Genomic DNA, 8,401 nt, shown 5'->3' with positions numbered 1-8,401 from the left:
GTCGAAGCGCAGCTCCTGCTCGGTGGTGCTGACCGGGTCGTCGAAGGCGTAGCTGCCCGGGGCGTAGGTGTTGCGGTAGACGCCGTAGCCGGCCGAAGAGAGGTAGAACGGAACGGAGTTGGGGTGGCCGCCCTCGTTCCAGTCGTAGTCCACGCCGACCTGGACGGTCTTGCCCCGGTGGGAGAAGGAGCCGTTCTGCTCCCCGGCGCCGAAGTACTGCTCGCTCGCGCCCCTGGCCAGGGTCTGGGTGGTGGCCTTGCCGTCCCAGGAGATCGGTTTGGTCTCCTCCCAGACCTTCGATCCGTCGGCCCGGTAGAGCGCGAAACGCAGCGCCGACTTGTAGACCCGCAGGGTGACCTTGCCGGTGGAAAGTTCGTAACGGTCGCCCGCGTCACGCCACTTGGTGGCGGGCGGGGCGCCCTGCGGGAGGGCGACGTCCGAGCCGACCGGGTCGGTGAACGGCCCGCTGGGCGACAGCTCGATCCGGAAGACCTGGTCGGAGACGAAGCTGACCCGGGCCTTGGCGCTGCCCGCCGCGAAGGTGTAGACGGCGCCCTTCGCGGTGAAGGCGGTGACGGCGCCGGCCGAGCCTGCGGCCGCGGTGGGGGCCGACCCGCCGGTGCCGGTGCTCGTGCCGGTGGCGGCGAGGGCGGGGGTGACGGCGGTGCCGCCGAGGGAGAGGACGGCCGCAAGGGCCAGGACGACGGGACGGGCCCGCCGGGGTCGAGAGTGTTGCAAAGTTCTGCGCATATGAGCTCCTCATCATGCAAGAACGAACACTGATGAGCAGGTATAGCGCAAACTGGTGTACTTGACCACACCCCCCGAACTGGCTGGAAACGCACTCGGGCCCCCGCGTTGAGGCGGGGGCCCGAGTGGGGTTCAGGTGCTCAGGGCATCAGGCGTTCGACCGCGGCGGCGCCGTACTTCTCCAGGTCCTGCCGGGCCTTCTCGATGAGCTCCGGGGTCGGGGTCCGGCCCGAGGCCATGACCAGGTCCTCCGGGTCCACCGGGTGTTCGGCACCCGTGTGGAGGAGGCGGTCCGGCGTCGGGCGGAACTCGCTGTCGGTGGGCTCGTTCGTCATCTGGTGCCTCCCGGGGATTGCGGGTTTCTGATCCCCGAGTCTCCTCCCACCGGGCCGCTCCCGCATCGCGAGCGGGTGGGACCCGGTGGAAAGCGGTCAGTCGAGCGGGCCGCCCGCGACGTAGATGACCTGACCGGAGACGAAACCGGCGGCCTCGCCCGCCAGGAAGGAGATGGTGTTGGCGATGTCCTCGGGAACGCCGACCCGGTTGACCGGGATCTGGGAGGCGGCGGCCTGCTTGAACGCCTCGAACTCGATGCCGACCCGGGCGGCCGTGGCGGCCGTCATGTCGGTCGCGATGAAGCCGGGGGCCACCGCGTTGGCGGTGATGCCGAACTTGCCCAGCTCGATCGCCAGGGTCTTGGTGAAGCCCTGCAGGCCGGCCTTGGCCGCGGAGTAGTTGGCCTGGCCGCGGTTGCCCTGGGCCGAGGAGGAGGAGAGGTTGACGATCCGGCCGAATCCGGCGTCCACCATGTGCTTCTGGCAGGCCCGGGTCATCAGGAAGGCGCCCTTGAGGTGGACGTTCATCACGGTGTCCCAGTCCGATTCGGACATCTTGAACAGCAGGTTGTCACGCAGCACCCCGGCGTTGTTGACCAGCACCACCGGTGCGCCGAGCTCGGCGGCGATCACCGCCACGGCCGCCTCCACCTGCTCGGCGTCCGAGACGTCCGCCCCGACGGCCAGTGCGGTGCCGCCCGCGGCGAGGATCCGGTCCACGGTGTCCTTGCCCGCGTCGGCCGCCAGGTCCACCACGGCCACCGCGTACCCGTCGGCGGCCAGCCGCTCGGCGGTCGCGGCGCCGATGCCGCGGGCCGCACCGGTGACGACCGCGACCCGGCGAGGGCTGTTCTGCTCGGTCATGCTCGTACTCGTCTCTCTCGGTGGGGTGACGGACACGGCCGCTGCCGAGAGCGGCCCTTGCCCGGAAGAGTGGTGCGCAGGGCGCTGCGGCGCACACCCTACCGGCGGGTAGCCCTCCGGGCCAGAGTGCAGAGTCGCAGGTGACGCAGGGTGAAGTCATACGGTGAAGATCAATCACTCAAACCGGTAGTTGTGACCACGACATGCTGCGGAAATATGCCAACTTCGACGAACAAGCGTCTACTCTTGGCCCCTGCCTGCCAGCGCGGGCCTACCGTTTGTATAGTGTGCGCCAGCAGCCACCGGCTGCACGGCTGGCGCGCCTACCCTCACAGCGGGACGCTCACTCGCCGTTACTGCCCCGCCCGGGTGTCCCACACACACCGGGTGTGACATCGGGACGGATTTCATGGTGCTGGGGGAGATCCCGACGACCCGTGTGACCGCGCGACTTCAGCAGTCGCCCGGCCACCTCATCCGCGTGGCCCAGCAGGTGCACACCCGCCTGTGGTCCGAGTACGTCGGTTCCGAGCTCACGGCTCCGCAGTTCGCGGTGCTGCTCGTGCTGGCACTCGAACCGGGAGCCGACCAGCGCACGGTCGGTGAGCGGGCCTCGCTCGACAAGGCCACGATGGCCGAAATGGTCGCCCGCCTGGTGCGACGCGGCCTGGTGCTGCGCCGACGCGACCCGGCCGACGGCCGCCGCAAGCTGCTTGCGCTCTCGCAGAGCGGTGCGCAGGCGGTGCGCGAGGCCACCGGCGGAGTGGTCCGCGTCCAGCGGACGCTCTTCGAACCGCTCAGCCCCGAGGAGCAGATCGAGATCGTCCGGGTGATGGCGAAGATAGCCCGTCTGGAGCCGGCCGCCGTGGCGGTCATGACGGACGCCCGGCCGATGCTGGACGCCCAGCGGGCGATCGGCTACCTGATCCGGGTCAGCCAGCAGGTGCACACCAAGCTCTGGTCGGACAAGGTCGGTTCCGAGCTGACGGCCCCTCAGTACGCGGTGCTGGACGCGCTGGAGACCGAGCCGGGCGCCGACCAGCGCACGGTCGGCGAGCTGGCCTCGCTGGACAAGGCGACCATGGCCGAGATGGTCAGCCGGCTGGTCCGGCGCGGTCTGGTGCTGCGTCGCCGCGACCCCTCGGACGGACGGCGCAACCTGCTCTCGCTCTCGCCGGCCGGGCAGGACCTGCTGCACCGTTCGGCAGCTGCGGTGCGGGAGGTGCAGGAACTCCTGCTCTCCCCGCTGGAGCCGCACGAGCACGAGCCCGCCCTGGCGCTGATCGCGAAGGCCGGCAGGCTGTAACGATCCGTCGGAACACCGGTGGCAGTAACGATTTGCCACCCATGCCGAACCAAAGCTGAACAGTTCGAACAGCGCAGCAGGCACGTGCACGACGATGTGACGAGCGGCCGGTCGCCCCGAGTCCGGGGCAGCGACCGGCCGTTCGTCTTCCGTCAGCGCCGCCGGCGGTGGGCCGTGGGCGTCAGCTCCAGTCGAATTCCTGCGGGTCCGGGCCGAGGCGCTTGCCCGTCGCCACGTCGGCGATCGCGGCCAGGTCGTCGGCGTCCAGCTCGAAGCCGGTGACCTCGAGGTTCTCCCTGATCCGCGACGGGGTGACCGACTTCGGGATCGCGATGATGCCGCTCTGCAGGTGCCAGCGCAGCACCACCTGGGCCACCGTGCGGCCGTGCTTCTCGGCGATCCGCACCAGGGCGGGCTCGGTGAGCAGCTCCTTGCCCTGGCCCAGCGGGCTCCAGGCCTCGGTCGCGATGCCGTGCTCGGCGTGGTACGCGCGCAGCTCCGGCTGCGGGAAGTGCGGGTGCAGCTCCACCTGGTTGAGCACCGGAACGACGGAGCTCTCCTGGCGCAGCGCGTCCAGCTGCCGGATGCCGAAGTTGGAGACGCCGACCGCCTTGACCCGGCCCTCGGCGGACAGCTTCTCGAACGCCTTCCAGATGTTGAGGAAGCTGCCGTGCATCGGGCGCGGCCAGTGGATCAGGTACAGGTCGAGGTAGTCGAGGCCGAGCTTGGCCAGCGACTCGTCGAAGGCGCGCAGCACGGCGTCCTGGCCCTGCTGCCCGGACCAGTCCCTGGTGCCCGAGTTCCACAGCTTGGTGGTGATGAACAGCTCCTCGCGCGGCACGCCGGCCGCTGCGATCGCCTGACCGGTGCCGGCCTCGTTCTCGTAGATGGCGGCGGTGTCGATGCTGCGGTAGCCGGCCTCGATGGCGGTGCGGACGGCGATCGCCGCCTCGGCATCCGGAACCTGCCAGACGCCGAAGCCGAGCTGCGGGATCCGGACGCCGTTGTTCAGGGTGACGCTGGGGATGGTGCTCACTGGAAGGTGTGCCCTCCGGTTCTGTCCAATAGTGCCGCTGGGGAGCAACCCCGGATTGGGCCGTGATGTTCCCGTTTTGCCAAAGATTCACCAAAATTGATGAACCCGGAGCCCAAGTGACGCTCCGTATCCCCACTGCCGGGCGGCTCGGGCCGGAAAACCTGTTGCGTACGTCACAGTGCGCCCGGCACGCTCGGTGCCCATGACGTCCTGATGACCAGCACACCGCCGTCACCTCGTCCCGCCCTGGCCCGCGTACCGCGCCGGGCGGCCCCGCCGCGCCCAGGACCTGGGCCGCGTGCCCGAGCACCCTGCCCGCACCACCCCCGTAACGGAGCGTCATGCCGCTCAAGTCCCTGCCGATGCCCGACCCCGGCGTCCCCGATCTGAGTTCACCGCTCGCCTTCCTGCGCTGGATGCAGCGCAGCCAGCGGCGCGGGCAGCTGCTCGCCACCTGCTGGGGAGTCCTGGAGCTCGCCTGCCAGGCGGCTCTCCCGCTGGCGCTCGGCCTGGGCATCCAGGCCGCCGTGGCCGGCGACACCGCCGCGATCTGGCGGGCCGGCGCCCTCGCCCTGCTGCTCGCCGCACTGCAGTCCCTCGGCGGCGTCCAACTGCACCGGCAGGCGGTGTGGAACTGGATCACCGCCGCCTCCCAGCTGCGCCAGCTTCTCGCCCGCCAGGCCTCCCGGCTCGGCGCCGGGCTGTCCCGGCGGATCGCCACCGGCGAGCTCGTCGCGGTCAGCAACAGCGACGTGGAACGGATCGGCTGGTACGTCGAGCTGACCGCCCGGGTGCGCGCCGCCGTCGTGGTCTGGCTCGGCCTCAGCGCGGTCGTCCTGTCCCGCAGACCGCTGCTCGGCCTCGCCGTGCTGCTCGGTGTGCCGGTCCTGGCCGCCTCAGTCTGGCCGCTGCTCGCGCCGCTGGAACGCCGCTACGGCAAGCAGCGCGCCTTCGCGGGCAGGGCCACCGAGCTGGCCGCCGACACCGTCGCCGGGCTGCGGGTGCTGCGCGGGATCGGCGGTGAGGAGCTGTTCCTGGAGCGCTATCGCGCGGCCTCCCAGCAGGTCCGCGGCGCCGCCGTCCGCACCGCCCGGATCTGGTCGCTGATGCAGGCCCAACAGGTGCTGCTGCCGGGCCTGTTCGTGGTCGCCACCACCTGGTACGGGGCCGAGCTGGTGGTCCGGGGCCGGATCGGGGTCGGTGAACTGGTCGCGGTCTACGGGGCGATGGCCTTCCTGGCCTCCCCGCTGCGGATCCTCGGCGAGGCCGCGCACGCCTGGAGCGTCGCCCGGGTCTCCGCGGAGCGGGCGACCCAGGTGCTCGCGCTGACCCGGACGGCCGGCGAGCAGACCCTCGCCGCCGCCCTCACCCGCCCCGAGCGCGCCGACCTGCACGACCCGGTCACCGGGCTGACCGCCCGCGCCGGGCGGATCACCGCCGTGGTCTGCGGCGATCCGGACGTCGCGGGCCACCTGGCCGGGCGGCTCGGCGGCCACCTGCCGCTGGCCGAGGACGAGCGGCCCGAGCCCTCCGTACGGCTCGGCGGCACGCCGCTGGACGAGCTGCCGCTGGGCGAGGCGCGGGCGGCCGTCCTGGTCCACGACAAGGAGCCGGTGCTGCTTTCCGGCACCCTGGCCGAGCTGTTCGAGGTCCCCGCCTCCGGGCGCGTCACCACGGCGCAGGCGCTCACCGCCGTCCGCGCCGACGACGTGCTGGACGCCCTGGTCGACGGCTCGCCCGAGTGCGGGGGCGACCCGATGCGGGCCCGGATCACCGAGCGCGGGCGCTCGCTCTCCGGCGGGCAGCGCCAACGCCTCGCGCTGGCCCGCTCGTTGGTGGCCGACCCGGCGGTGCTGGTGCTGGACGAGCCGACCAGCGCGGTGGACGCCCACACCGAGTCCCGGATCGCCGCCGGGCTGCGCGAACTGCGCGACGGGCGCACCACCGTGCTGTTCGCGACCAGTCCGCTGCTGCTGGACCGGGCGGACACCGTCCTGCTGGTCCACCAGGGCCGGGTCGCCGCCACCGGCTCGCACCGCGAACTCCTGCGCAGCTGCCCGCAGTACCGGGCCGTCGTCACCCGTGACACCGAGCCGGCGCTGCCGGAGCAGACCGCGCCCGAGGCCGTGCCGGCGGCCGGTCCGGCCGCGGCGCAGACCCACTCCGAGGAGAAGGTATGAAGCCCCCCGTCGTCCGGCAGCACGGACCGGCCGCCATGCTGCCGGTCGCCTCACCGGCCACCGTCCGTTCCTACCTCCGGCTGCTGGCCCGGCGGCACCGCTCCGGCTTCGCCGCGGTGATCGGCCTGCACGCCGTCGCCACCGTGGCCGGCCTGGTCGGTCCGTGGGTACTCGGCTCGCTGGTGCAGGAGCTCAGCACGGGCACGACCGAAGGCCGGATCCTCGCCGGGATCGGGTGGTACCTGCTCGCGCTTCTCGTGCAGTCCGCGTTCATCGGCTGGTCCCGGCTGCGCGGCAGCGTGCTCGGCGAGGAGGTGCTGGCCGACCTGCGGGAGGACTTCCTGGTGCGCTCGGTCGCCCTGCCGCCCGGCGTACTGGAACGGGCCGGCACCGGCGACCTGGTCTCCCGGGGCACCACCGACATCGACCGGCTCGCGAAGTCGGTCCGCGAGGCGGTGCCCGAACTGGCCGTCGCCCTGGTCTCGGTGGCGCTGGTGCTCGGCGCCCTGCTGCTCACCTCACCGCTGCTCGCGGTCACCGCGGTCATCGGGATGCCGCTGCTGCTGGCCACCTCCCGCTGGTACTTCCGCCGCGCCCCGCAGTCCTACCGCTCCGAGTCGGCCGGGTACGCGGCGGTGAACACCGTGCTCGCCGAGACGGTGGACGCCGGCCGTACGGTCGAGGCGCTGCGCTTGGGCGAGGAGCGGATCAGGCTGACGGACCGCCGGATCGGCGAGTGGCTGGCCTGGGAGCGGTACACCCTGTGGCTGCGCACCGTGTGGTTCCCGAGCGTGGACGCCACCTACGCGCTGGCGGTACTGGCCACCCTCACCCTGGGCGGCGTCTACGCCGTGCACGGCTGGATCGGGATCGGCCAGCTGACCGCCGGGGTGCTCTACGCCCAGGCGCTGACCAACCCGGTCGACCTGATCCTGCGCTGGTACGACGAACTCCAGGTCGGCCAGGCCTCGTTGGCCCGGCTGGTCGGGGTCCGCGAGGTGGCGGACCCGGAGACGGACGAGCACGTGCAGCCGGCCGGCCACCAGGTCTCGGCGGCCGAGGTCCGGTTCGGCTACCGCGAGGGGGCCGATGTGCTGCACGGCATCAGCCTGGAGGTGGCGCCCGGCAGCCGGGTCGCGCTGGTCGGCCCGTCGGGCGCGGGGAAGTCGACGCTGGGGCGTCTGCTCGCGGGGATCTACGCTCCGGGCCGGGGGAGCGTGACCCTCGGCGGTGCGCCGTTGGCGAGGATGCCCGCCGAGCGGATCCGGGCCGAGGTCGCCCTGGTCAACCAGGAGCACCACGTGTTCGTCGGCACGCTGCGGGACAACCTGCGGCTGGCCCGCGCCGAGGCGGACGACGTCGAGCTGCACGCCGCGCTGGCGGCGGTGGACGCGCAGGGCTGGGTGGCCGCGCTGCCGGAGGGCCTGGACACCGAGGTCGGCTCCGGCGGGACGGGGCTGACGCCGCCGCAGGCGCAGCAGCTGGCGCTGGCCCGGCTGGTCCTGGCCGACCCGCACACCCTGGTGCTGGACGAGGCCACCTCGCTGCTGGACCCGCGCGCGGCGCGGCACCTGGAGCGCTCGCTCTCCCGGGTGCTGGAGGGCCGTACGGTGATCGCCATCGCCCACCGGCTGCACACGGCGCACGACGCGGATGTGATCGCGGTGGTCGAGCAGGGGCGGATCAGCGAGTACGGCAGCCACCCCGAGCTGGTGGCCGCGGGCGGGCCGTACGCGGCGCTCTGGCGCTCCTGGCGGGACGAGGGGTGAGGCCGACGGGCCGGCCCGGGGTCCGGCGCGGCCGGGCGGGCGGTCCCCCGTGCGCCCGGCGCGGCCGGTCCCGAGGTGCGCTGCACCCGGCTGGGTGTACGGGGTGGGCCAGCCGGGGTACCGCGGGCGGCGTGCGCTGCGGGGTGGTGCGGTCGCGGCGC

6 protein-coding genes and 1 pseudogene are annotated in these 8,401 nt (G+C 72.8%); 3 read left to right on the top strand and 4 right to left on the bottom strand.

Going from position 1 to position 8,401, the window contains the following annotated elements; translation table 11 throughout:
- The 3 genes and pseudogenes from UK12_RS13460 to fabG form a co-directional block, all read right to left on the bottom strand.
- Positions 1 to 750: pseudogene (locus UK12_RS13460) on the bottom strand (alpha-glucosidase domain-containing protein); the annotation flags it as partial.
- Positions 751 to 890: 140 nt separating this feature from the next.
- Entirely contained in the window at positions 891 to 1,085 is a 195-nt protein-coding gene (locus UK12_RS13455) for a hypothetical protein (protein WP_045303144.1), read from the bottom strand.
- 96 nt (positions 1,086 to 1,181) lie between these two features.
- A complete protein-coding gene (gene fabG / locus UK12_RS13450; RefSeq protein ID WP_045303143.1) occupies positions 1,182 to 1,949 on the bottom strand; it encodes a 3-oxoacyl-ACP reductase FabG in 768 nt (255 codons plus the stop codon).
- A gap of 439 nt (positions 1,950 to 2,388) precedes the next feature.
- On the opposite strand from fabG, the gene UK12_RS41215 reads away from it, so the two are divergent.
- A complete protein-coding gene (locus tag UK12_RS41215; protein ID WP_197084820.1) occupies positions 2,389 to 3,255 on the top strand; it encodes a MarR family winged helix-turn-helix transcriptional regulator in 867 nt (288 codons plus the stop codon).
- 181 nt (positions 3,256 to 3,436) lie between these two features.
- Here the strand turns inward: UK12_RS41215 and UK12_RS13440 are convergent, their stop codons facing one another.
- Positions 3,437 to 4,291 (bottom strand): aldo/keto reductase, encoded by an 855-nt coding sequence (locus tag UK12_RS13440; RefSeq protein WP_045303142.1) that lies wholly within the window; start codon positions 4,289 to 4,291, stop codon positions 3,437 to 3,439.
- Between the two features lie 341 nt (positions 4,292 to 4,632).
- Between UK12_RS13440 and UK12_RS13435 the strand changes: the two genes are divergently transcribed.
- Together UK12_RS13435 and UK12_RS13430 are read left to right on the top strand one after the other, a co-directional pair.
- A complete protein-coding gene (locus tag UK12_RS13435) occupies positions 4,633 to 6,471 on the top strand; it encodes an ABC transporter transmembrane domain-containing protein (RefSeq protein WP_045303141.1) in 1,839 nt (612 codons plus the stop codon).
- The gene (locus UK12_RS13430) at positions 6,468 to 8,240 is read left to right on the top strand and encodes an ABC transporter ATP-binding protein (RefSeq protein WP_045303140.1); all 1,773 of its coding nucleotides are present in this window, start codon (positions 6,468 to 6,470) and stop codon (positions 8,238 to 8,240) included. Before UK12_RS13435 ends, UK12_RS13430 begins: the two co-directional genes overlap by 4 nt.
- The last annotated feature ends 161 nt before the right edge of the window (positions 8,241 to 8,401 follow it).

The organism is Saccharothrix sp. ST-888, from assembly GCF_000955975.1.
In the GTDB taxonomy this organism is placed as follows: domain Bacteria; phylum Actinomycetota; class Actinomycetes; order Streptomycetales; family Streptomycetaceae; genus Kitasatospora.
Note: the sequence above shows the minus strand (reverse complement) of the source record. Positions and strands in the feature narration are given on the sequence as shown.